Annotated in this window: 20 protein-coding genes; 7 read left to right on the plus strand and 13 right to left on the minus strand. The window is 71.9% G+C overall.

Translation table 11 applies throughout. The features are described from left to right. The first annotated feature begins 114 nt into the window (after window positions 1-114). Together accD and ACFWZ2_RS14405 are read left to right on the plus strand one after the other, a co-directional pair. Window positions 115-1,884, plus strand: a complete 1,770-nt coding sequence (gene accD, locus ACFWZ2_RS14400; protein WP_384545403.1) for an acetyl-CoA carboxylase, carboxyltransferase subunit beta — start codon at window positions 115-117, stop codon at window positions 1,882-1,884. Beyond that, window positions 1,866-3,230, plus strand: a complete 1,365-nt coding sequence (locus ACFWZ2_RS14405) for an acetyl/propionyl/methylcrotonyl-CoA carboxylase subunit alpha (RefSeq protein WP_384545404.1) — start codon at window positions 1,866-1,868, stop codon at window positions 3,228-3,230. Before accD ends, ACFWZ2_RS14405 begins: the two co-directional genes overlap by 19 nt. Window positions 3,231-3,299: 69 nt before the next feature. Here ACFWZ2_RS14405 and ACFWZ2_RS14410 read toward each other — a convergent pair whose 3' ends face one another. The 4 genes from ACFWZ2_RS14410 to ACFWZ2_RS14425 all read right to left on the minus strand — a co-directional run bounded on the left by ACFWZ2_RS14410 (window position 3,300) and on the right by ACFWZ2_RS14425 (window position 6,511). After that, window positions 3,300-3,755 carry a MarR family winged helix-turn-helix transcriptional regulator gene (locus tag ACFWZ2_RS14410; RefSeq protein ID WP_384545405.1) on the minus strand — a complete coding sequence of 152 codons (456 nt, stop codon included), beginning with the start codon at window positions 3,753-3,755 and terminating at the stop codon, window positions 3,300-3,302. 77 nt (window positions 3,756-3,832) lie between these two features. Then, window positions 3,833-5,269, minus strand: coding sequence for a cation:proton antiporter (locus ACFWZ2_RS14415; protein ID WP_384545406.1), 1,437 nt, complete (start codon window positions 5,267-5,269; stop codon window positions 3,833-3,835). Window positions 5,270-5,276: 7 nt separating this feature from the next. After that, entirely contained in the window at window positions 5,277-5,618 is a 342-nt protein-coding gene (locus ACFWZ2_RS14420) for a TcmI family type II polyketide cyclase (RefSeq protein ID WP_384545407.1), read from the minus strand. A 74-nt stretch (window positions 5,619-5,692) separates the two neighbouring features. Continuing rightward, window positions 5,693-6,511 carry a class I SAM-dependent methyltransferase gene (locus ACFWZ2_RS14425; RefSeq protein WP_384545408.1) on the minus strand — a complete coding sequence of 273 codons (819 nt, stop codon included), beginning with the start codon at window positions 6,509-6,511 and terminating at the stop codon, window positions 5,693-5,695. Between the two features lie 207 nt (window positions 6,512-6,718). On the opposite strand from ACFWZ2_RS14425, the gene ACFWZ2_RS14430 reads away from it, so the two are divergent. Further along, window positions 6,719-8,491: an SGNH/GDSL hydrolase family protein gene (locus tag ACFWZ2_RS14430; RefSeq protein WP_384545409.1), complete on the plus strand. Its 1,773-nt coding sequence runs from the start codon at window positions 6,719-6,721 to the stop codon at window positions 8,489-8,491. Between the two features lie 65 nt (window positions 8,492-8,556). Here ACFWZ2_RS14430 and ACFWZ2_RS14435 read toward each other — a convergent pair whose 3' ends face one another. From ACFWZ2_RS14435 to ACFWZ2_RS14450, 4 genes are all read right to left on the minus strand, one after another. Further along, window positions 8,557-9,339 (minus strand): exodeoxyribonuclease III, encoded by a 783-nt coding sequence (locus ACFWZ2_RS14435; protein WP_384545410.1) that lies wholly within the window; start codon window positions 9,337-9,339, stop codon window positions 8,557-8,559. 30 nt (window positions 9,340-9,369) lie between these two features. Further along, entirely contained in the window at window positions 9,370-10,002 is a 633-nt protein-coding gene (locus ACFWZ2_RS14440; protein WP_384545426.1) for an MBL fold metallo-hydrolase, read from the minus strand. 43 nt (window positions 10,003-10,045) lie between these two features. Further along, on the minus strand, window positions 10,046-11,326 hold the full coding sequence (gene pcaC, locus ACFWZ2_RS14445; RefSeq protein WP_384545411.1) for a 4-carboxymuconolactone decarboxylase: 1,281 nt from the start codon (window positions 11,324-11,326) through the stop codon (window positions 10,046-10,048). A 744-nt stretch (window positions 11,327-12,070) separates the two neighbouring features. After that, window positions 12,071-12,193, minus strand: coding sequence for a hypothetical protein (locus ACFWZ2_RS14450; protein WP_384545412.1), 123 nt, complete (start codon window positions 12,191-12,193; stop codon window positions 12,071-12,073). A 411-nt stretch (window positions 12,194-12,604) separates the two neighbouring features. Between ACFWZ2_RS14450 and ACFWZ2_RS14455 the strand changes: the two genes are divergently transcribed. Together ACFWZ2_RS14455 and ACFWZ2_RS14460 are read left to right on the plus strand one after the other, a co-directional pair. After that, window positions 12,605-12,844 (plus strand): hypothetical protein, encoded by a 240-nt coding sequence (locus ACFWZ2_RS14455; RefSeq protein WP_384545413.1) that lies wholly within the window; start codon window positions 12,605-12,607, stop codon window positions 12,842-12,844. 896 nt (window positions 12,845-13,740) lie between these two features. Further along, entirely contained in the window at window positions 13,741-14,166 is a 426-nt protein-coding gene (locus ACFWZ2_RS14460) for a hypothetical protein (protein WP_384545414.1), read from the plus strand. Between the two features lie 156 nt (window positions 14,167-14,322). Here ACFWZ2_RS14460 and ACFWZ2_RS14465 read toward each other — a convergent pair whose 3' ends face one another. Then, window positions 14,323-15,240: a universal stress protein gene (locus ACFWZ2_RS14465; protein WP_384545415.1), complete on the minus strand. Its 918-nt coding sequence runs from the start codon at window positions 15,238-15,240 to the stop codon at window positions 14,323-14,325. Window positions 15,241-15,437: 197 nt separating this feature from the next. Continuing rightward, window positions 15,438-15,980, minus strand: a complete 543-nt coding sequence (locus ACFWZ2_RS14470) for a hypothetical protein (protein WP_384545416.1) — start codon at window positions 15,978-15,980, stop codon at window positions 15,438-15,440. Between the two features lie 486 nt (window positions 15,981-16,466). Here ACFWZ2_RS14470 and ACFWZ2_RS14475 point away from each other — a divergent pair, with 486 nt between their 5' ends. Both ACFWZ2_RS14475 and ACFWZ2_RS14480 read left to right on the plus strand, forming a co-directional pair. Then, complete coding sequence (locus ACFWZ2_RS14475) at window positions 16,467-18,476, plus strand: TerD family protein (protein WP_384545417.1); 2,010 nt, start codon at window positions 16,467-16,469, stop codon at window positions 18,474-18,476. A 27-nt stretch (window positions 18,477-18,503) separates the two neighbouring features. Then, window positions 18,504-19,478, plus strand: a complete 975-nt coding sequence (locus ACFWZ2_RS14480; protein WP_384545418.1) for an ornithine cyclodeaminase family protein — start codon at window positions 18,504-18,506, stop codon at window positions 19,476-19,478. A 17-nt stretch (window positions 19,479-19,495) separates the two neighbouring features. Here ACFWZ2_RS14480 and ACFWZ2_RS14485 read toward each other — a convergent pair whose 3' ends face one another. From ACFWZ2_RS14485 to ACFWZ2_RS14495, 3 genes are all read right to left on the minus strand, one after another. Further along, the gene (locus tag ACFWZ2_RS14485; RefSeq protein WP_384545419.1) at window positions 19,496-20,833 is read right to left on the minus strand and encodes a sulfite oxidase; all 1,338 of its coding nucleotides are present in this window, start codon (window positions 20,831-20,833) and stop codon (window positions 19,496-19,498) included. A gap of 96 nt (window positions 20,834-20,929) precedes the next feature. Beyond that, window positions 20,930-21,532, minus strand: a complete 603-nt coding sequence (locus ACFWZ2_RS14490) for a sugar kinase (protein WP_384545420.1) — start codon at window positions 21,530-21,532, stop codon at window positions 20,930-20,932. Window positions 21,533-21,536: 4 nt separating this feature from the next. Then, window positions 21,537-22,694 carry an ROK family glucokinase gene (locus ACFWZ2_RS14495; RefSeq protein WP_362325370.1) on the minus strand — a complete coding sequence of 386 codons (1,158 nt, stop codon included), beginning with the start codon at window positions 22,692-22,694 and terminating at the stop codon, window positions 21,537-21,539. Window positions 22,695-22,851: the final 157 nt, after the last annotated feature.

Below are 22,851 nucleotides of genomic sequence, written 5' to 3' on the forward strand. Positions count from 1 at the left end.
CCCCAACCGTCCGGATCTGTCCTTGGGCCGGATGCGTTGAGCGCCCCCACCGGCCGCGATTAGGGTCGGGCGCAGCCGATGAATCACGCAGGCTTCGTGCACAGGGGGTACACGATGACCGTGAGCAGCGCCCGCCCGCATCGCGCGGACCCGGCCGAGCAGGCCGGGACGGACCGCCGGGCCGGGGCCGAGGGCAACGATTCCGACTGGGCCGTGTGCGCCGCCTGCCGTGGCGTCGTCTACCGCAGAAGGCTCCAGCGCGCGCTGCGCGTCTGCCCGGACTGCGGCCACCACCACCGGCTCACCGCGCAGGAGCGGCTCGGCACGCTCCTCGACCCGGGCTCCGTACGGCTGTTGGACTTCCCCGTCGCCGCGCCCGACCCGCTGGGCTTCACGGACACCGTGCCGTACGCCGAGCGGCTCGCCCGCGCCCGCGCCGCCACCGGCCTCGACGAGGCGGTGGTCTGCGCGCGGGGCAGCCTGGCCGGGCGCTCCGTGGTGGTGGCCGTCATGGACTTCCGCTTCCTCGGGGGCAGCCTGGGCAGCGCGGTCGGCGAACTCGTCACGCGCGCCGCCGAGGAGGCGCTGCGCACCCGTACCCCGTTCCTCGTCGTCACGGCGTCGGGCGGGGCCCGGATGCAGGAGGGCGCGCACTCCCTCATGCAGATGGCCAAGACCGGTTCCGTGTTCGCGCGGCTGCGTGCGGCGGGGGTGCTCACCGTCTCGCTGATCACCGACCCGACGTACGGCGGTGTCGCCGCGTCGTTCGCCACGCTCGCCGACGTGATCGTCGCCGAGTCCGGCACCCGGCTCGGCTTCGCGGGGCCGCGGGTGATCGAGCAGACGATCCGCCAGCGGCTGCCCGAGGGCTTCCAGACCGCCGAGTTCCTGCTCGAACACGGCCTGGTGGACGCGGTGTACCGGCGCGGCGCGCTGCGCCCCGCGCTGGCCAGGCTGCTCGCGGCGGCCGACGCGCCGTCCATCCTCGAACCCGCGCCCGAGCCGGTGCCGAACGAGCCGCCGGAGTACGTCGTGACCGACCCCGCGCTGCTCCCCGACCGCGCCCCGTGGCCGGTGGTCACCGGATCGCGCGATCTCGAACGCCCCACCGTCCTCGACTACGCGGGCCGCGTCCTGGACGGCTTCGAGGAGCTGCACGGCGACCGCGCGTCCGGCGACTGCGCCGCGATGGTCGGCGGCATCGGCACCCTGGACGGCATGCCCGTGGTCCTCATCGGCCACCAGAAGGGGCACACCCACGCCGAACTCGCCGCCCGCAACTACGCGATGGCGTCCCCGGCCGGCTACCGCAAGGCCGGGCGCCTGATGTGCCTGGCCGCCCGCCTCGGCCTGCCCGTGGTCACCCTCATCGACACCCCGGGCGCCCATCCGGGGATCGAGGCGGAGGAGAACGGGCAGGCCTTCGCGATCGCCGAGAGCCTCTGCCTGATGAGCACGCTGCCCGTGCCGGTGGTCGCCGTCGTCATCGGCGAGGGCGGCAGCGGCGGCGCGCTCGGCCTCGCCGTCGCCGACCGGGTGCTGATCTGCGAGAACGCCACGTACTCGGTGATCAGTCCGGAAGGCTGCGCCGCGATCCTGTGGCAGGATCCCGCGGCCGCGCCACGGGCCGCGGAGGAACTGGGCCTGGTGCCCGAGCGGTTGCTGCGGCACGGCATCGTGGACGGCGTGGTGCGCGAGCCGGGCGGCGGCGCGCACACCGACCCCGGCCTGGCCGCCGAGCGGCTGCGCGGCGCGCTGTGGTGGGCCCTGCGGGACTGCCTCGCGCTCTCCGCCGACGAACTGGTCGCCCGGCGCACCCGGCGCTACCGGAGCATGGACGGCACGGTGCGGTACGGGGAGGCGCTGTGTTCCGCAAGGTCCTGATCGCCAACCGGGGCGAGATCGCGCTGCGCATCGCGCGGACCTGCCGCGAGCTGGGCATCGCGGTGGTCGCCGTGCACTCCACGGAGGACACCGACAGCGCCGTCGTACGCCTGGCCGACGAGGCCGTGTGCATCGGCCCGGCCCCCGCGCGCCACAGCTATCTGCGGATGAACAACATCGTCGAGGCCGCGCTGCGCACCGGCGCCGAAGCGGTCCACCCCGGCTATGGGCTCCTCTCCGAGGACCGGGACTTCGCGGAGGTCTGCGCGAAGAACGGTCTCGCGTTCGTGGGCCCGCCCGCGGCCGTCATCGAGCGGCTCGGCGACAAGCCCGCGGGCCGCGCCCTGATGGCCAGGGCCGGGGTGCCGCTGCCGCCCGGCAGCGACCGGCCCCTGCACGACGCGTCGGAGGCCCTCGCGCTCGGCGCGGACGTCGGCTTCCCGCTCCTCGTCAAGGCCGCGGCGGGCGGCGGCGGACGCGGTATCCGTACGGCGCTGGACGCCGCCGGGCTGCGGGACGCGTTCCGTGACGCCCGCGCGGAGGCCCAGCAGCTGTTCGGCGACGGCCGGGTCTATCTGGAGCGCCTTGTGCGCCCGGCCCGCCATGTGGAGGTGCAGGTGCTGTGCGACCGGCACGGCGGCGCCGTCCATCTCGGCGTGCGGGACTGCACGGTGCAGCGCCGCCGCCAGAAGCTGATCGAGGAGTCGCCCGCGCCGACGCTGCCCGCCGAGGTGGCCGACGAGATGGCCGAGGCCGCCGTGCGGGGCGCGCTTGAGGCCGGGTACGAGGGCGCGGGGACCTTCGAGTTCGTCGTGGACGACCAGGACCGTTTCCACTTCATCGAGGTCAACTGCCGTATCCAGGTGGAGCATCCGGTCACCGAGATGGTCACGGGCGTGGATCTGGTCGCCGAGCAGCTGCGGGTGGCCGCCGGGCTGCCGCTCTCGGTGCGCCAGGAGGACGTGGTGCCGCGCGGTGTGGCCGTGGAGTGCCGCGTCAACGCCGAGGACCCCGAGCGGGCGTTCGCGCCCACGCCGGGCGTGCTCGACGTGTACGAGCCGCCGGGCGGGCCCTTCGTGCGCGTCGACAGCTACGGCTTCGCGGGCGCGCGCGTCTCCGGTGCGTACGACCCGCTGCTCGCCAAGGTCATCACCTGGGGCCCCGACCGGGAGGCCGCCCTTGCCCGCATGGAGCGGGCGCTCGGGGAGTTCCGGATCGAGGGACGCGGGATGCGCACGACGCGCCCGTTCCTGCTGCGGGTCCTCGCGGATCCCTGCTTCAGGTCGGGCCGCCACCGGGCCACGTACGCCGACGAGTTGCTCGCGCAGGTGACGGGCGATGGGTAGCGGGCCCGCGCGGGCGTGGCGGTCGGTACGGAGCGGTTCCGCGGTGCCCGTGAGCGGCCCGTGGCGGTGTCAGCGGCCCGCGGGCGCGGGTGCCTGTGCCGACACCTTCTCCAGGAGCGCACCGAGCCGTGTCTTCTCCTCGTCCGTGAGCGCTTCGAGGGCGGGCGCCGTGTCCATGGTGCGCGCCACCTTCGTGTGCATACGGCGGCCCGCCGCGGTCAGGGTGAGCATCTTGACCCTGCGGTCGTCCGGGTCCACCTGCCGCTTCATGAGCTTGCGCTCTTCGAGCCGGTCCACAAGTCCCGTGACATAGGAGGCATCACAACGCAGCTTCACCGCCAGCTTCCGCACGGTCGGCGCCGTGACCACGTGGTAGAGCGCCCTCGCCTGGGGCACCGTGATGCCCAAGTCGGCGGCTGTTCTCGCCAGTTGGTCCTGGTGCGCCTGCGCGAAGTCCAACAGACTGCTGAGCAGCACGCTTTCCGCCGCCTTGCTAGCCGTGGGCGGCGCCGTGGTCGTGGTCATGTTCGCTCACCTCTGTTGTGACGTGCCTAGAGGCCGCCGGTGGGGAAAACGACGGTCTTGGTCAATCATTACAGAAGTCAGTGGTGGATGGATAGAAGTGTCGCGTCCGACGTCCGCCGGTCCAGCAGGTCCAGGAGCGGTGCCGTCATCACCGTCGCGGCGATCGCGACCAGCACGAGGACGGTGAACAGGGACGGCGAGAGCACGCCGAGTTCCCGTCCGATGCTGAGGATGACCAGTTCGGTCAGGCCGCGGCAGTTCATCAGCGTGCCCACCCGCAGCGCGTCCGCGCGCGCCACGCCCATCAGCGCGGCCGCCCCCGCGCAGCCCACGACCTTGCCGCCCACCGCGACGCACAGCGTCGCACCGGCCCACATCCACAACTCACCGTCGTCCGCGAGCAGTCCGAGGTCGGTCTTGAGGCCGACGTACGCGAAGAACGGCGGGAGCAGGATCGACGTGGTGAACTCCCGCATCCGGTCCTGCACGGCGTCCAGGGCGGGCACGCCCGCGGGGCAGATCGCCCCGAACAGGAAGGCGCCGAAGATCAGATGCACGCCGATCCGCTCCGTCGCCACGGCCGAGAGCAGCACACCGATCAGGACGATCGCGAGCAGCCCGCCGTCGGGCAGCCACCGTTCGGGCCGTACGAGCACTTTGCGCAGCACCGGCCGTACGAGCAGCAGCATTCCGGCGAAGAACAGCGCGGTCAGCGCGAGCGTGCGGACCACGCCCACCGGCGACGAGCTGCGCAGCAGGGTCACCACGAGGGCGAGCAGCAGCCAGCAGACCAGGTCGGCGACGGCGGCGCCGAGCACCGCGAGGGACCCGGCGCGCGACTGCAGCATGCCGCGTTCCATGAGGAGGCTGGCGAGGACGGGGAAGGCGGTCACGCTCATGGAGACGCCGATGAAGAGCGCGAACGGCAGGAACTCCACGCCGTCCGGCGCGAGGGTCCGGTACATCGCGCAGCCGAGCCCGATCCCCAGCGCGCACGGCAGCGCGACCCCGGCGAAGCCGACGGCGGTGCCCGTGCGGCCCTGCCCGTCGTGCCGCGCGGCACCGAACTCCAGGCCCACCAGGAACATGAAGAGCGCGAGGCCGATCTGGGAGACCGCCTCGACGTGCGGAAGGAGCGCCTTGGGGAACAGCGCCTCATAGAGATCGGGCGTGAGCATGCCAACAACGGAGGGGCCGAGGACGATCCCGGAGATCATCTCGCCGATCACCCTCGGCTGCCTCAGGAAGCGGCCGAAGAGGGCGCCCGAGGCGCGCGCCGCGGCGATGATCACCGCGAGGGCGAGCAGCAGTCGCCAGCCCGTTGTCCCGTCGCCGGGACCTCCCGCCCCCTTCTCCGCCGCCGTTCCCTGCCCGGAGGCGGGCGCGGAGCCCACCCCCTGCCACAGCAGCAGGGCCGCCGCGGCCAGCGGAAGCACCGCGAGCACACAGACCAGCATGAGCCTGCGTCCACCGCCGCGCTCCCCCGCCGCGGCTCCCCCCTTGTCGCCGGCCATGACCGGACTACTCGACAGGGACGACGCCGCGACCCCGCTCCCATTGGTAGAACTGCTTGGCCGACGCGGCATGGATGGATCCCCAACTACCTTGATACGGCTGGATGTAGGCGTCGAGCGCTTCGCTGATCTGCTGGAAGAGCGGGTTCTTGCGGTGGCTCTCGATCTTCGGCCCCGCCGCCACTTCGGACTCGACCTGGTGAATGTACACGTCATGGAAGGTGAAGAGCTTCCGCGTGTGGACACCGATCTCCTCCGGCAGCCCACTGGCGTCCGACTCGGCGAAGAGCCGGGCGATCTCGGCCTCGCTGCCCGGCAGATGACGGGCGACGATCAACGTGGTGTGCATGGACGAACTCCCTTTCGCGTTGCTGAACTCGACTGCGTGGCACGGGACTTGGGGCTGATGCCGTGGAACTCGGACTACGGGACTCGGGCGATCGCGTACTCGCAGGTGTTGTTCTGCACGACCGACCCGTCGGGGCGCACGGAGCCCCGGAAGTTCCGGTCGAACACGGCGCGGACCGTGTCCGCGCCCACCACCGAACTCGCGTGCTGCAGCAGCCCCGTGGAGCCGAGCGCCGCCCACGCCGTGTCCAGGTCCGGATAGACGAAGGGGCAGGAGAGCTCCTTGGTGAAGACGATCGGCAGCCCGGCACCGCGCACGGCGCCGCGCACCTCGGTGGGCGTGTTCGCCGCGTCGCCCCCGGATCCGGCGGGCGGCTCGGGCAGCAGCGCGAGCACGTCGAAGAGCATCGCGGTCGTCTCGCACTTGGCCGGTTCGCCCCAGCCGCCGAGCACCACGGCCCCGCCGGACCGCACGACCCGCCCGAAACCGCGCACGGCGGCGACCGGATCGCGCGCGTAGCGCAGCGCGTTGAACGAGATGAGGACGTCGAACTCACCGTCCTCGTACGGAAGTTCCTGAAGGTCACCGACGCGCAGATCGGACCCGTCGGGCAGCCGGTCGCGCGCGATGTCGAGCAGCCCCTGCGAGGCGTCGAGCCCCGCCGTCGCGGCGCCGCGCGCCGCGGCGAGCCGCAGCAGCAGCCCCGATCCGCAGCCCACGTCGAGCACCTTGCACTCCGGCCCCACCCCGGCCTCCCCCAGCGCGTCCTCGAAGGACTCCTGGAACTGGGCCTCCTGGAACTCGGCCCAGTCCTGGGTCCCCCGGTCCCACAACCGGCCCTCCGCCTCAACCAACCGGCCCTCTGTCTCCACCTCGCCCACACCGACTCCCATCGGTTGCCGCGCTCATTGATTGGGTCATTGCTTGAGTAACTGCTTGAGTAACTCTACTAAATAGCCGGGCCCGCGCAAGGGTCCCGGAGCGGCCCGCACGGGAGCACCCGCCCGAGTTCGCGTCCTGTTCACCCGAGACACATTGACGCGCCTCTGACGCCTCCTTAGCTTCATGGCGCATCTGTCACCACGCGGGAGGGGTCTGTCGTGCGCCGCCAACTCTGGGGAGCCACCGCCGTGTTCGCCCTGCTCACCGGCATCGCCCCGGTGGCGTCCGCCGAGGCCGCCACCGGGCACAGACCCCCGCCGCTCCCCCTGGAGCGGCTCTTCGACAACAAGGCGGTCAGCGCCGACGACCGCCCCGCCGACGCGGACTTCGACGGTTCCGGCGGCTCGCTCTCCGCCCGCGACCTGACCTCCGCGGGCTGGGCTCCCGGACGCACACTGGCCGTTGACGGCGCCCGCCTCAGCTGGCCGCGCACCGAACCGGGGCAGCTCGACAACGTACGCGCCGACGGCCAGGCGGTGCGGATGCGCGGCCGCGGCGACGCCCTCTCCTTCCTGGTCGCGGGCACCGGCGGCGAGGCGGCGGGCACGGGGACGGTGCGCTACCGGGACGGCTCGCGCGGCACCTACCGGCTCACCGCGCCCGACTGGCGCTCAGGACCGCCCGCCACGAAGTCCGTCGCCCTGCCGCACATCAACACACCCGGCGGCCAACTCGCCGAGCGGGCACGGCTGTACGTCGTGTCGGTGCCGCTGGTCCGCGGGCGCGAGGTCGCTTCGGTGGACCTGCCGCGGGACCCCGGCGCGGCCGATCTGCATGTGTTCGCCCTGTCGGTGCGGCCCGAGGCCAGGGGCTGGACCGGCAGCTGGTCGGCGTCGACCGCCGGGTACACGGCGGTGGGCCCCTGGACCGACCGCACCGTACGCCTCGTCGTGCACACCAGCACCGGTGGGCCCCGGGTGCGGATCAGGCTCGACAACACCTTCGCGGCCGCTCCGGTGCGCATCGGCGGCGCGACGGTGGCCGTGCAGGACGCGGGGGCAGGGGCCAGGAGCGAGCCGCGCAGGCTGTCCTTCCGCGGCTCGGCCGGCACCGAGATCCCCGCGGGCGCCCAGGCGTTCAGCGACCCCCTCGACTTCGACGTGCCCGCCGACGCGAACCTCCTGGTCAGCTTCCATCTGCCCGGACCCGTGACGTCGGCGCCCGTGCACAGCCAGGCCATCCAGCGCTCGTACGTGAGCACGCCCGGCGACCACGCCGACGAGAGCTCCCCCGCCGCGTACACCTCGACGATCACGACCTGGCCGCTGCTCACCGGCGTCGACGTGGGCGGCGGTCCCGGATCCGTGGTGCTGCTCGGCGACTCGATCACCGATGGTGTGAAGTCGACGCAGGACGCCAACCACCGCTGGCCCAACGTCCTGGCGACCCGCCTCCTCAACCAGTCCGACGTGCCGCGCTACGGCGTCCTCAACCAGGGCATCTCGGCGAACCGCATCGTCGCCGACCGCTATCCCGGCGACGGCGTCTCCACCGACACGGGCGGCGTGAGCGCCCTGCACCGTCTGGACCGCGACGTCCTCGCACAGACCTCGGCGCGCACCGTCGTGGTCTTCGAGGGCGTCAACGACGTGCGCTGGGGCGCGTCGGCGGGCCAAGTGATCGCGGGCCTGCGGGAGATCGCGGACCGCTCCCGCGCGCGCGGCCTCCGGGTCGTCGCCGCGACCATCGCCCCCTGCGAGGGCGAGTCGCTCTGCACGGCGGCGGCGGAGGCGCAGCGCCAGGCCGTCAACGCGTACATCCGCGACAACGACGACTACGACGCGGTGCTCGACTTCGACGCGGTGCTCCGTGACCCCGCGCACCCGGCGCGGATCCTCCCCGCCTATGACAGCGGGGACCATCTGCACCCCGGGGACGCGGGGTTGGCGGCGCTGGCGGATTCGGTGGACCTGCGCCTCTTGGCGCCGTGAATCACCGGCTCCGCCGGGTTCGTCCTCAAACGCCGGACGGGCCTTTCATTGCCCGTCCGAGTCGGCTACTGCACGTCCAAGTCGACCACTACGGGCGCGTGGTCCGACGCGCCCTTGCCCTTGCGCTCCTCACGGTCCACGTACGAGTCGGTGACGGCCTTCGTAAAAGGCTCGTTCCCGTAGACGAGGTCGATGCGCATGCCCTTGTTCTTGGGGAAGCCGAGCTCCCGGTAGTCCCAGAACGTGAACGGGTGGGCGTACTTGAGGGGGCGCGGGAAGACGTCGGTGAGGCCCGTCTCGCGCAGGGCCGCGAGGGCGGCGCGCTCGGCCGGGGTGACGTGCGTGGCGCCCTCGAAGAGGGCCGGGTCCCAGACGTCGTCATCGGTCGGCGCGACGTTGAAGTCGCCGAGGACCGCGAAGGGCCGCGAGCCCGCCGCGTCCCCGGCGACCGCCGCCTTCAGGGCCTCGAACCACTGGAGCTTGTACGCGTAGTGCGCGTGGTCGACCTCGCGGCCGTTCGGCACGTACACCGACCAGACGCGGACCGGGCCGCAGGTCGCGGAGATCGCGCGGGGCTCCTCGGCGCCGTCGTAGTCGGGACCGCCCGGCAGGCCCTTGACCACGTCTTCGAGGCCGACCTTGGAGACCAGCGCGACGCCGTTCCACCGCCCGGTCGCGTTCACCGCGGACTCGTAGCCCAGCTCGCGCAGCTCGTCCGCGGGGAAGCCCTCGGCCGTCGTCTTGGTCTCCTGAATGCACAGCACGTCCGTGCCGGTGTTCTCCAGCCAGGCCAGGAGCCTCGGCAGACGAGCGGTGATCGAGTTCACGTTCCAGGTCGCAATGCGCATGCCTCACAACCTACCGGGCGGCACTGACAGTCACAGGTCGGCCGAGTCCCCGGGTGTCAGACGCAGGTGCTCGGCGCCGCCGAGGGCGCCGATCTGGTTGTCGTAGATCGGCCGCGCCAGATCGGTGAGCAGCGCGTCGTGGATGTCGTACGCGCGCTGCGGCCCGACCTCCCGTACGTAGTCGATGACCTCCGAGATCTTGCTCCAGGGGGCCATCACCGGGAGCATCAGCGTCTCGACGGGCTGGTCGGGGACCGTCAGCGCGTCACCGGGGTGGAAGACCGAACCGTCCACCAGATAGCCGACGTTGGTGATCCGCGGGATGTCCGGGTGGATCACCGCGTGCAGCTCGCCGTGCACCTGGACGTCGAACCCGGCGGCCGTGAAGGTGTCGCCGTGCCCGACGGTGTGCACGCGCCCGGGAAAGGCCGCCGAGATCTGGTCCGCGACGGACTTGAGCGTCCAGATCTCGGCACCGGGGTTGGCCTCCAGGCCCGCCCGCAACCGCTCCTCGTTGAAGTGGTCGGGGTGCTCGTGCGTGACGAGGATCGCGTCGGCACCGAGGGCGGCGTCGTTCTCGCTGAAGCCGCCCGGGTCGATGACGAGCGTGCGCCCGTCCTTTTCGAGACGCACGCACGCGTGGGACTTCTTCGTGAATTTGATGCGCTTCGTAGAGTTCGTAGAGATGGCCATGCGCCCCATCCTGCTACTCCTGGGGCGTGGTTTCCTCACGAATCACGCCCTGCGCGACCTTGAACGCGGCGTTCGCCGCCGGGACGCCGCAGTACACGGCGGCCTGGAGGAGGACCTCCTTGATCTCGGCCGGGGTCAGTCCGTTGCGCAGCGCGGCCCGGGTGTGGAAGGCCAGCTCGTCCAGGTGCCCGCCGGCGACGAGCGCGGTCAGCGTGACACAGCTGCGCGAGCGCCGGTCCAGACCGGGACGGTTCCAGATCTCGCCCCAGGCATAGCGCGTGACGAGCTCCTGGAAGTCCCCCGAGAAGTCGTCGGCGGCGGCCAGCGCCTGATCGACGTGCGCGTCGCCGAGAACCTCACGGCGGACCTTGATCCCCGCCTCGTACGGATCGGTCCTGACACTGCCCGCCACGGCCTCGGGCTGCTCCATGGGCGCGATCTCGGCCACCGGCGCGGGGGGCGGCGGGGCGAGCACGGGCTTCACGGGCGGCGCCGCGATCGCGGCCTGGGTGTCCTGCCAGGCCGACGAGAAGTGCCGCACAAGGAGATCGGTGACCGCGGCGGGCTGCTCCACCGGCGCCAGATGCGAGGCACCCGGCACCACGGCGAGCCGGGCGTCCGGGATGCCCGCGACGAGATTGCGCGCCTCCCCCTGCCCCGTGACCTGGTCGTCCGATCCCACGAGCACCAGCGTGGGCACCCCCACCCTGCCCAGCTCCGCCCGCACGTCGAAGGCGGCGAGCGCCTCGCACGCGGCGATGTAGCACCCCGGGTCGGTGGTGCGCACCATCTGCACCGCCCAGTCCGTGATCGCGGGCTGCGCGGCGGCGAACCCGGGCGTGAACCAGCGGTCGGGCGCGGCCCGCGCGATCGGGTCGAGGCCGTTGCTGCGCACGATCACGCCGCGCTGGCGGAACTCGTCGGCGGTCCCGAACCGCGGCGAAGCCGCGATCAGCGCCAGCGAGGCGACCCGCTGCGGATGCCGCAACGCGAGCTCCACGCCGATCGCCCCGCCGAAGGCGCACCCCGTATACCCGAACCGCTGCACCCCGAGCTCGTCGAGCGTCGCAAGCAGCCGCTCCACCAGCTCCCCCACGGACCCACAGGGATGAGCGGGCGCCCCACCGTGTCCGGGCATGTCGAAGCGGAACACCCGCCAGTGCCGGCTCAGCTCCGGTATCTGCCGGTCCCACATGTGCCAGGTGGTGCCCAGTGAGGAACCCAGGACCAGGACCGGCGCGTCTTCTGGCCCGTCAACGCGGTATTGCAGGGTGTTCTTCGGTGTCTCACTCACCCGCCCGACCCTCTCATCTGTCACGGCAGCCCCTATGAGGGGGGGTCCTGACTGTAGCTGCCGCCCCGGGTGGAAGGCCTCGCGTCCGACGCAGCACGTGCCGAACCGGACGACTTCACGCCGAGTGTTCCTCTCCTGCCCAAATCATCGCGATTCCGCTTCCGCCGAGCTTGAAAGAGTTGAGTTTGAGACCCGCTCCGCTGTTGGGGCTGCCCCGTCTGAGCGCCCGGCCGCCGGGCCGGAGGACTTAACCGCAGGTGGAGGCCGGCCAGCTTCAAGTTCCAGCAGCAGATGAAGCACCTGGAACGGCACCGGCAAGGAGAAGTGCGGCCGGGCCGCGATCCCCGGCACACAGAACTCCGGTGCGTTCCACAAGTTCAACCCGGCGCCGTGGCGTCTGCTCGACAATGACGGGTTCTTCGTCGACGACCCGGGCTTCGAGCACTGCACCAAGGTCGACCCCAACGCGGAAGTCCCCACCTGCGCCTGGAAGAAGATCGGCCAGCAGTCCGTAACGGGCAAGGAGGGGGCCATCCGCGATCGGCCCCCTCCTTCTCTCGTTCAGCCCGGGCTTCTCAGGGCCGGCAAGGCCCGGCGCGGCAAGTGCGTCCGCGATCCCCTCCAAGTAGGCCGTCAGGGATGCGAACGCGGGCTGACGTCCGCCGAACCGGTCCCAGGAACACAGCTGCCCACTGGCGTTGTCCAGGTACAAGCCGTGAGCCCGGTCGTGAGCATGGAACGAGATCACCGGAATCCAGTCCGCCCGCCACGCATCCGTTCCGAAACGAGCTGCACGGCACGGAACTCAATCGCGTCCTTGATGGTCATCAACGCCCGGTTGTCCAGCAGGAACTCCGCGCCACGCATGTCACGCACTCCGCCGCACAATCCCCACAGTGCCCTCAGCCCACCGCGCAGCCCCACCCTGAACTCCGCTTCCGCACGGCCGACTTCCTCCGGAGTGGCACCCGGGAGCAGTGTTCGGTGCGACGCGGGAGCATGCTCACGCAGCCACGCCTCGATACGCTGCCACGCCTCAGTGACCTGCCGGGCCGACCGGCCGGATGCAGTCACTACGCACCGTGCCCTCCGCGGCCGTCGGCGGACCATGGACATAGGACACATCCAGCAGCGGCCTCCTGTGCCCCGAACACCCCCTCGGCATCGTCCTGCCACGCAGTGTCCGAGAACTCGGCCCTCGGTCGGGAGCCCCTGTGTGTTTGGCCAAGGTCCAAGGCCGCTAGATTCGTGCGGTCGAGGGCGGGCCGAGCCGTAGGGGTGTGTGTGAGCGATGACCAGGTCACGATCAAGCTCACGAGTGATGAGGCATTGGTGCTGTCGCACTGGCTGGAGAGGCTCCAGATGACGGACCTCAGCCGGGTTGTCGACGATCCGGCGGTCTGGGCGCCGATCCATCGGATCGCCGGAACGCTCGACAAGGCGCTTCCTGAGCTGTTCGCGGCTGACTACGACCAGCGGCTTGAGGCCGCTCGTCAGCGGCTCCGGCCGGAGGACTGATCGAGTGGTCTCAACTCCCCGCCTGGCCGCGGCGGGTTGGGGTTCGTAGAAGGTTCCGTCGCGGGGCATGGCGAAGAGGACGTCGGCCCGGCAGGACTTCCCTCCGACTCCTCGGGCACAGGCTCCTCGGGCACAGGCAGCGGCTGCCGCCAGCGTGTGGACGTGTCGAGGCCCGGTGCACTCCGGTGAAGCTTCGCTGCCGTCGCCCTGCCTTCCTCCTCCGCGCGCGCGGTGACGGCGAGAAGGCGGAAGGGGGCGGACGGTCCCAGCTCGACGCAGACCACGGGCCTGCCCGGCCGGACCGCGACGAAGTCCTTCCCGCCCTGATGGCCGCGCCTGCCGAGGCACACGGCGCCCGGAACGCAGACGCCGCGCTCGGGGCGCCCGCGCAGGGCCCGCCACCAGTCCCCTTCGAGATTCACCCGGCGCACCGCCGCCAACGGCACGCGCACATCACGATGGCGCACGGCCGCCTCTTCCCACCAGGCCAGCCGTACGACCAGGTCATCACCGTCGACCAAGATGCGCGCCATCGTTGTGCGCCTCCCCGAACAGGGCTGGGGACCAGGAGCGGATCGAACAGCACGAGTGGCCTGGCCGGAGGTACGCAAACACCGTGTGGCGCAGGAATGGCGTGGCTGGAACCTGAAGTCGTGCCTCCTGTGTGCCGCTCCGTGTTTCCCGGAAAGCGCATAGTCCCTGCATGCCCGGGTACGCGGCGCGCCACAACAGGTTCGCACAGCACCACTGCACCACAGCACCACAGCACCACAGCACCACAGCACCACAGCACCACAGCACCAAGGCCCCTTGGGATCCACGCACTTCGCTCTGGTGAAGGCGCCCAGCGGCACAAGAGCTGTGACGGGCCTCAGGCGACAACAGGGAGCATCGTCGTGAAAGTCCGCACTCGTCTACTCACCGCCGCCGGCTCCGCAGCCCTGCTGGCGACCCTCGTTCCCGCATCGGCCGCGGCGGCGGAGCCTACGACTCAGGACCCATCCGCATCAGCCGCCTGCGTCAACACCGCGCATCCGCCTGCCTCACCGGCGCCCGGCATCGTCACCGCGAGCGGGCAGCGGGACGGCGCCGAGTGCGGCAACGCCAATGTCGAGCTGCGCATCTTTCTGGACATCCGCTGGCAGGGCGACCCGCAAGTCGCGGACGTCTCCCGCTACTTCGCCACAGGATTCGTCGACGCGAGCGGGGATTGCTCCGGTACGGGCGGACAAGGAGCGGGCTGGTATTCGGAACTGAGCGTCAACGGCACGGTGGTCGCCGAATCCGATCGTGTCAGGCTGGCCCCCAACTGCGGCACGTGACCTGGCCTTCCGCGCATACCCGGATACGGGCCGCACCTTCCTGTCGTTCCTGTCGGCAGCAATAGCCCGACCAATGGCCCGGGCGGGCCAACCCGTGGGCGGCGTACGCCGCGCGGCTCAGCTCAACAAGCCGTCGCGGCAGCGTCGGCGGAGCGCTCAGCCCACCGGCACGACAGCGACAGGACAGTGCGCGTGATGCAGCACGGCGTGCACCACCGTGCCCAGCGGCAGCCCGAACCTGCCCTCGACCGGGTGGCGCGGAAGCACCACCAGGCCGGTTCCCTCCGACACCTTCACCAGAGCCCCGGCGGCCGAGTCCGCGGTCAGCTCCGTGTCCACGTGCACCGTCGGGTGTTCGGCGATGGGACGCGCGGCGTGGTTCAGCAGCTGGGCGTGGGCGTCCCGCTCCTCCTCGATGTGGCTGACCTGCGATGTCACGCGGCCGATGCCGAGGGGGGCGAGCGGCGTCCAGGAGTGCACCAGCCGCACGTCGGCCCGGTGCAGCTCCGCCTCGGCGAGCGCGAACCGTACGGCTGCCTCGTCCCGCTCGTCGCGTACGCCCGCGACGATGCCGTTGCTGACGGCCTTCGCCATGTCCCCGCGCACCACCACGACCGGCCGGTCGGCGTGCGCGGCCACCTTCCGGCTCACCGAACCGAGCAGCAGCTCGGCGAAACCACCGCGTCCACGCGTGCCCACCACGATCAGATCGGCGTCCCTGGCCGCGCTCATCAGGGCTTCGGCCGGATCGTCCCGCGCGGGCCCGGTCTCGATCGGCACGCCGGGATGGCCGGCCGTGAGCCGCGCCCGGGCGTCGTCGAGCACGCCGACGGCCGCCTCCATGGCTCGTTCCGTCAGCCCCAGCTCCAACGCTTCGCCGTACGCGGAGTCCACACCCCGGCCGACGGCATGGACGACTTTCACCCCACAGCCGCGCCGCTCCGCCTCCGAAGCGGCCCAGTCCGCCGCCGACCAGGAGTACGACGTGTCGTCGACGCCGACGACCACGGAGCCACGACCGGCGCCGGTCACGTCGACCCCTGATGCACTCGTGCGGGGTTCCTCCTGGGACATGGCGCTCCGTCCTCTCCGGGTCTCCGCGACGTCCCGCCGCGTCCACCGGGTACCCGGCCAGCTGCCGTCGACACGGCGCGCCGGCCGGTCTCGTGTCCACGGGCGGCCATACACGCCGGGCGCGGGCGCGCTCGTGTGACTGCTCACGCACCAGGCAGGAAGACCCGCACCGCCGTGCCCCTCACTTTCACGGTGCGCTACAGGGCCACGGTCAGGCTGATCGGTCCGCCGACGGAGGTCAGGCCCTCCGGTGTGAGGCAGGCGGTCAGGTCGGAGTTGAGGAGGGTCTTGGTCTGGACGACCGTCGCTCCGGCGAACTGCCCGGACTCCACGGTGCCGGTGAGGACCAGGACGGTGATGCCGTTGGGCTTGAGGTTGATCGCCCCGGTGCCCTGGACCGTGCTGGATTGCCCGTTGCTCCAGCGGTAGGTCGTCGTGTTGGAGACGCTGCCCGACAGACAGCTCGCGGTGCCGTGGCCCGCGGAGGAGAAGGCGGCGCCGGCGATGCCGTGCCCGCTGAGATCCACACAGCCTGACACGTTGCCGCTCGCCTGGAAGGCGACGTCGCGAGGCTCGTAGGTGAGCCCCGGGCTGTACGTGCCGACCTGACTGCCCACCGGACAGGTGATGTCGACGAGCGGCGCGGCCGACGCCGGCCGTGCGCTCGCGAAGGAGACCGGACCGAGCACGCCGAGCAGGACCGCGAGGACCACCGGCACGCCGTACGGACGACGCTTCATCGGGCAACTCCCTTACGAAGTAGAGGTGATGGATGCGGGATGTCCCCTGCTCCCCGCGCCCGGCCTCAACCTCCCGGCCGTGAACTGAGCCCGATCGAGTGAACGCATCCCAGCCAACTCCGCGGCGCCGAGCCCGCGCCGTCGATGGCGGCCGTCAGGCGTCCAACGGGCCGAGCAGCCAGCTGCCCGCCGAGTCCGGGGCCTCGTCGAAGTAGTACGCGCGGATCGCGGCCAGCAGATCGGTCGTGACGTATCCGTGTCGGACCGTGCGCGGCCCCTGGTCGACCGCCGACCTGTGCCCTGTGGCGCCGAAGGAGGAAGCAAGGGTCAGGACCGGGACGTCTTCGGGCTCCGAAGCCTTGTCAGAGTGGCCGTTTCCGCCTCAAGCTCCTATGACAAAGGGGTATTCAACTACCGTCACCAGGAGGGCCGTTCGGCCTTCGACCGCACCGCCCTTCCCTTTCGCGGGGGGCTGATGTGCGCGAAATGACCAAGGGGGCCAACACCGCCCTTCCGGCGCCCGCCGACGCGGGCGATTCGCTGATCGTGCGGCTCGGCTGGAGCAGTGCGAGCGGTGAAGGGGACTGCGACGTGTCCGTCCTGCTGCTCCGGGAGAACGGAAAAGTCGGGGGAAACGACGACTTCTACTTCTACAACCATCCGGTCGCGGCGGACGGTTCCGTACAACTGCTCGGCCAGACGCCGACGGACAACGGCAGCGAGGACCGGATCCGGCTCGACCTGTCGGCGCTGCCCGCCGCGGTGAGCCGTGTGGTCATCGCGGCGAGCCGCTACCGGCGGGCCGGATTCGGTGAGCTGCAGGACCTCCGTCTCACCCTCACCGGCGCCACCGGCGACGACCTGATCGGGTTCACGATCACGGGGGCGACCGTGGAGAGCGCGTTCGTCTTCGCCGAGATCTACCGGCGCGCGGGCGAGTGGAAGTTCCGTGCGGTGGGACAGGGGTACGAGACGGGCCTGGCGGGTCTGGCCACGGACTACGGCATCGAGATCGACGAGGACGACGACCAGGACGTACCGCCGCAGCCGGTGTCGGCCCCTGTGGCGGGGCCTTCTCCGGCAGAGGCTCCTTCGGCAGTAGTGGTTCCTCCGGCGGCGGCCACGGACACGCCCCCCGCCGCGCCCGCCACGACAGCACCCGCGTCCCCCGCCGCCCCGCCTCGTCGGCTGCGTACGGCCAAGAAGAAGGCACGGCTGCCGAAGGCCCCCGCCAAACCGTCCCTCGCGGAGAACGAGGACTGGCGGGCGGCGCGGCTCTTTCCGTTGTCGTCCCTGAAGAGCGACAGGGACCGTGAGGTGCGGGCGACCTCCATCCTGCTGTCGGTCATGGCGCAGGTGCCGGAGTTCGGCCGCAGGCTCACGGCCGCGTTCGGTGCCCCGGCGGGCCGCATGGAGACGTTCACGGAGGTCGTGCTGCCCAACGGGGACCATCCCCGGCGCCCCGACGGCATCATCCGCGTCGAACGCGCGGGCAAGTTGTGGACGGCCCTCGTGGAGACGAAGACGAACGGGAATCCCCTCAAGGCCGAACAGGTGCAGGACTATCTCGACATCGCGGTGCGCCGCGGCTACGAGGCGGTCATCACGCTCTCCAACGACGTGGCGCTCGACGGCAGTCCGCTCGTGCCGGCCAGGACCGACGCGCGGCGCAAGAACAAGGTCGCCCTCTGGCATCTGTCCTGGGCCGATGTGACGCACCAGGCGCAGATGCTGATCCACCACGAGGGGGTCCGCCAGGAGCCGCACGCCTGGCTGCTGCAGGAGCTGCTCCACTATCTCCAGCACGAGAACTCGGGCTGCCACGGCTTCCAGAACATGGGCGCGGACTGGGTCTGTGTGCGCAACGGCATCGACGACGAGACGCTCGTGCCGGGCGACCCCCGCGCCGTGCGGGTGGTGGAGAGCTGGGAGCGGCTGATCCGGCAGGTCTGTCTGCGGCTGGGTGGGGAGCTCGGGGCGAAGGTCGTGCCCGTGCAGCGGGCCGGGCGGGGTGCGGATCCGCAGTCGCGTCGTGCGGCGCTCGCCAAGGTCCTGTGCGAGGACGGCCGGCTGCACGCGGAGATCAGGATCGACGGGGCGCCCGGCACCCTGCATCTCACCGCCGATCTGCGGCTGAGCCGGTTGCGTACGTCGATCGAGGTGCCCGCGCCCGGGCAGGGCTACCCGTTGACGTGGGTGAAGCGGCTGATGAGACAGCTGGCCGACGCCCCGGCGGATCTGCATGTCCAGACGCTGATGCGCGGCGAAGTGCCGGGCCCGCGCGGCACGTTGGACAAGCTCCGCCCGGAGCCCGCGGATCTGCTGCCGGGCGACGGGGGCGGCGGTTCCCGCGCGGGCGGCGACATCACGGGGTTCCGGCTCTCGCTCTCCCGTACGCTCGGCAGCACCCGTGGCAACGCCGCTTCCGGTTTCATCCGGAGCGTCGACTCGGCGGTCGACGTGTTCCATAGGGGTGTGATCACCAGCGTGAGCTGACGCCCGGACGAAAGGACTGCCGAGCCCATGGATACGCCCGCCCCGCACCACCGACTGCCGCGGCCCGCCGCCGTACCCTCCATCGACGCCGCGACCATGACCCGCCTCGTCCCCATGCCCGCCGCGATCGACGCCCTGGAGTCCGTGCTCATGTCGGGGCTCGATCCGGAGGCGGAGCCGCCGCGCGGTGTCGTGGAGGTGCCCGGTGGGCAGTTGCTCATGATGCCGTCGGCCACCGCGTCGTACACCGGAGTGAAGATCGCCACGGTCACTCCGGGCAACGCGGACCGCGGGCTCCCCCGGATCCAGGGCCTGTACCTCCTCCTGGACGGGGTGACCCACACGCCCCTGGCCCTGCTCGACGGCATCGCGCTGACGTCGCTGCGTACGCCCGCGGTGTCCGGGGTGGCGATCGGGCGGCTGGCCGTGCCGCGGGCGGAACGGCTGCTCGTGTTCGGGACGGGGCCGCAGGCGTGGGGGCATGTGGCGGCGGTGCGGGCGGTGCGGCCGTCGCTGCGGCACGTCGACGTGGTCGCCAGGAACGCGCGGCGGGTCGGGGACTTCGTGGAGCGGTGCCGCGCGTCCGGTCTCTCCGCGTCCGCCGCGACACCGGGGGACGTGGCCCACGCGGACGTCGTGTGCTGCTGCACCACGTCCCGCGAGCCCCTCTTCGACAGCGCCCTGCTCCCCGCCCACGCGACGGTCGCCGCGGTCGGCTCCCACGAACCGGACGCCCGCGAGGTCGACGCCCGCCTCGTGGGCCGCGCCACAGTGGTGGCGGAGTCCCGCGAAGTGGCCGGGCGTGAGTGCGGCGACCTGGTGCTCGCGGTCGGCGAAGGCGCCTTCGACATGGAGCGGTTGCACACGTTGGACGCCTTGGTGCGGGGCACGGTGCCCGTCGGGGACGGGAGGCCGCGGCTGTTCAAGTCGGCGGGGATGGCCTGGGAGGACCTGGGGGTGGCGGCGGCCGTGTACGAGAGGTGGGCGGCGGCCGCCGGGTGAGCTGACGTCAGCGGCGGTCAGTCCCCCACCGTCACCGCATGCCGCACCACCGCGTCGAACAGATACCCCTGCGTGTTGTGCGGCGTCGTCTCCGGCTGCACGCGGCCCGTGGTGTCCGTGGCGCGGGCGAGCAGCGTCGTGGGGCCGGGGGTCGTCGGGCGCCAGGGCAGGGACCAGCGGGTCCAGGTGGCGCGGCGCGGGGTGTCGTGGAGGCGGGCGCGGTGCCAGGTCGTGCCCGCGTCCGTGCTGACGTCGACCCGCGCGATCGCGCCCGCGCCCGACCAGGCGCGGCCGGTGAGGCGGTGGCGGGTGCCCGTGGAGAAGGGGGCGTTCCAGGGGAGTTCGAAGGCCGATTTGAGGGTCTGGCGGGTGAGGGGCGCGCTGCCCTGCGGCGGGTACGCGTCGCCGTACAGGCGGTAGAAGTCCGTGTTCCAGGGCGAGTAGAGCGGGCCGGCGGAGACCTCGATGTCGCCCAGCCACTTGATGGAGGCGATGCCCACCCAGGAGGGGGCGAGGAGACGGAGCGGGTACCCGTGGTCCGGGGGCAGCGGCTCGCCGTTCATCTCGTACGCCAGGATCACGTCGTCCAGGGCCTTGGCCAGCGGCAGCGGGCGGCGGACGCGGCCGAGGTCGGTGCCGTCCGCGGTGATGTAGTCCGCGTCGAGGCCGCGGGGCATCACGTCGACCGCCCGGCGGGAGAGGCCCGCCGCGCGCAGGACGTCGGCAAGGCGTACGCCGCCCCAGCGCGCCACGCCGATCGCGCCCAGGGTCCAGGCGGTGCCCGAGACCTCCTGGCCCTGCTGCGTGGCGAAGAAGCCTCTGCCGTTGCCCGCGCATTCGACGAACGCGGTGCGGGACGCGGAGGGCAGCCGCTTGAGGTCGTCGAGCGTGAACTCCCTCGGCCCGCCCGTGAGTCCGTCGCCCCAGATCCGCAGGGCCCAGGTGTCCGCGTCGAGCCGCGGCGTCGTCGTGTGGTTGCGTACGAAGAAGTGCGAGACGGGGGTGGTGTGGCCGGTGGCCGCCAGGGACTCGAAGCGCGTCTCGGCGTTGGTGCCGCGGACCGTGAAGCGCTCCGGGGGCAAGGGTTTGACGATACCGGGGGCCGGGGCCGCCGTCGCGGACGTGCCCGCCCACGCCGCCGGTGCCGCGAGGCCCGCGGGGCCCGCAGGGACCGCTGCCGCCAGGCCCGCCGCGGCGACGAGCCGCAGGACGTCCCTGCGCGCGACACCGTCGGCACGGGCCTCCCCCGCCAGCCACTGGTGCAGCCTGCGGCGGTCGTACGACGCTTCGGACGACGGCGATGAGGGCGGGGCGCCGCCCGGTACCGGGTTCGCCTTGCGGCGCGAGTCAGACATGGGCGTCACGCTAGGAGCCCGCGGCGCCGCCCGCCGCGCGATCGGTCACCGTTTCATGGGCTGGCAACAATGCCGGGCGCCGTCACGGAGTCGTCGTCACGGAGTCGTCGTCGACACCACGTACACCATCGGGTGCTGGGAGTTGGAGCGGTCCACGACGACGTCCTGCGTGGGTGCCGGGTCGTCCTGCTCGTTCGTGAGGCCCGACCACGGCCCCTGGCCGGTGAACTCCCAGCCGACGACCTTCTGGTCGCGCTTGCTGATGGTGATGTCGTTCGGCTCCAGGGCGTTCGTGGAGGTGCCGATCTGCTTGAGGAACTTGTCCAGGCCCTTGTTGCTGGTCAGGAACTGGACGTACAGACGGCTCGTGCGCCAGTTGTTCGTCTCGTAGTAGGCGACTTCCTTGGAGTACGGCGGGATCGGCACCTCGTACAGACGGCGCTGGACCTTGGAGGGCCAGCCCTCGGTGAGGCCGGTCGCGGAGTACTTGTCCTCCTTGTCGCGGCCGCTGTTGCGGCTCTGGTTCGCGGAGATCACCAGATAGCCGGCGGGGATGCCGATCAGGAGCACGATGATCGTCGCCGTCAGCCAGCGGCGGCGGATCATGTGGCGGCGGTCCTCGGTCTTGCCTCCCTCGCCGTCCGGCGGCTCGGGGGCGCCGGGGTAGTCCGGGGACGAGGGCTGGCGGGGCACGGTCATCTGTTTACTGGGTTCCCTGAGAAGTGCGGTCGTTGGTGCGGCGCGCCTCGGCGTAGCGCTCATAGCGTTCGTAGCGCTCCACGCGGCGGCGGTTGGCGCGGCGGAAGCGGCGGGCGACCAGGCGGGCCAGGTCGGCGGCGCCCACCATGCCGGCCTCGGGGCCGAGCTGGGCGCGGGCGATGCGGGCCTCGGGACGGTAGCCGCGGCCCGTGAGGTGACGGCGGAAGGCGTCGCGGGCCGGGCCGATCAGGAGGTCGTCGGCGGCCGACACGCCGCCGCCGATCACGAAGCAGGACGGGTCGAGGGCGGCCGCGAGGTTCGCGATGCCGACGCCGAGCCACTGGCCGATGTCCTGGAGCAGCTCGACGCACATGGCGTCGCCCTCGCGGGCCAGCTCGGTGATGAGGGGCCCGGTGATGTCGGGGACGTTGCCCTTGACGCGCTCGATGATGCCGTACGCCACCGGGGAGTCGGCGGCGGCCAGCTCGCGCGCCTCACGGACCAGCGCGTTGCCGGAGCTGTACTGCTCCCAGCAGCCGCGGTTGCCGCACGGGCAGCGGTGCCCGCCGGGGACGACCTGCATATGGCCGAACTCGCCCGCCACACCGAACTTGCCGCGCTTGACCTGACCGTCCTCCAGGATCGCGCCGCCGATGCCGGTGCCCAGCGTGATCATGACGAGGTGGTCCTCGCCGCGGCCCGCGCCGAAGCGCCACTCCGCCCACGCCGCCGTGTTCGCGTCGTTGTCGACCATCACCGGGACCGCGAGGCGCCCCGAGATGCGGTCGCGGAGCGGTTCGTTGCGCCAGGACAGGTGCGGGGCGAACAGGACGCGGTTGCGTTCCGCGTCGACCCAGCCCGCGGCGCCGATACCGACCGCGTGCACGTCGTGCCGGTCGGAGAGGTCGAGGACCAGCTCCACGATGGTGTCCTCGACGACCCGCGGGCTCTTCGACTTGTCCGGGGTCTCCGTACGGAGGGTCTCCAGGATGTTGCCGTCGGCGTCGACGACACCCGCCATCACCTTCGTGCCGCCGATGTCGATGCCGACGGTGGGGACGCGGGGCGCCGTCAGATGGGATCGGCGTTCGCGCGTGCCCACGGTCCGCAGGACGGTGGCTCGTGCGGAGCCGCGGTGCGCGAGGTCGCGGTAGGTGCTCATTGCCGCGATTCTGCCTCACGCTCGCGGGGGCGCGCACAACGGGCACGGGGCGCGCCCGCCAGGGGCGCGGGGAACTGCGCGCTCAGCCCTGGAAAAGCCGCAGTCGCCGCTGCCGGCTGACTGAGCAGACGCGACAGCGGCTATTTCGTGGTTGCTC

This window comes from Streptomyces sp. NPDC059002, from assembly GCF_042740435.1.
GTDB lineage: Bacteria > Actinomycetota > Actinomycetes > Streptomycetales > Streptomycetaceae > Streptomyces.

Excerpts from the sequence above, each read along its gene's own strand:
- ACFWZ2_RS14485 (WP_384545419.1), bottom strand. The coding sequence starts at position 20,833 with ATGTCTGACTCGCGCCGCAAGGCGAACCCGGTACCGGGCGGCGCCCCG.
- ACFWZ2_RS14470 (WP_384545416.1), bottom strand. The coding sequence starts at position 15,980 with ATGAAGCGTCGTCCGTACGGCGTGCCGGTGGTCCTCGCGGTCCTGCTC.
- ACFWZ2_RS14450 (WP_384545412.1), bottom strand. The coding sequence starts at position 12,193 with ATGCGTGGCGCGGAGTTCCTGCTGGACAACCGGGCGTTGATGACCATC.
- ACFWZ2_RS14410 (WP_384545405.1), bottom strand. The coding sequence starts at position 3,755 with ATGACCACGACCACGGCGCCGCCCACGGCTAGCAAGGCGGCGGAAAGC.
- ACFWZ2_RS14425 (WP_384545408.1), bottom strand. The coding sequence starts at position 6,511 with ATGGGAGTCGGTGTGGGCGAGGTGGAGACAGAGGGCCGGTTGGTTGAG.
- ACFWZ2_RS14420 (WP_384545407.1), bottom strand. The coding sequence starts at position 5,618 with ATGCACACCACGTTGATCGTCGCCCGTCATCTGCCGGGCAGCGAGGCC.
- accD (WP_384545403.1), top strand. The coding sequence starts at position 115 with ATGACCGTGAGCAGCGCCCGCCCGCATCGCGCGGACCCGGCCGAGCAG.
- ACFWZ2_RS14435 (WP_384545410.1), bottom strand. The coding sequence starts at position 9,339 with ATGCGCATTGCGACCTGGAACGTGAACTCGATCACCGCTCGTCTGCCG.
- ACFWZ2_RS14490 (WP_384545420.1), bottom strand. The coding sequence starts at position 21,532 with ATGACCGTGCCCCGCCAGCCCTCGTCCCCGGACTACCCCGGCGCCCCC.
- ACFWZ2_RS14495 (WP_362325370.1), bottom strand. The coding sequence starts at position 22,694 with ATGAGCACCTACCGCGACCTCGCGCACCGCGGCTCCGCACGAGCCACC.
- ACFWZ2_RS14415 (WP_384545406.1), bottom strand. The coding sequence starts at position 5,269 with ATGGCCGGCGACAAGGGGGGAGCCGCGGCGGGGGAGCGCGGCGGTGGA.
- ACFWZ2_RS14475 (WP_384545417.1), top strand. The coding sequence starts at position 16,467 with ATGACCAAGGGGGCCAACACCGCCCTTCCGGCGCCCGCCGACGCGGGC.
- ACFWZ2_RS14480 (WP_384545418.1), top strand. The coding sequence starts at position 18,504 with ATGGATACGCCCGCCCCGCACCACCGACTGCCGCGGCCCGCCGCCGTA.
- ACFWZ2_RS14465 (WP_384545415.1), bottom strand. The coding sequence starts at position 15,240 with ATGTCCCAGGAGGAACCCCGCACGAGTGCATCAGGGGTCGACGTGACC.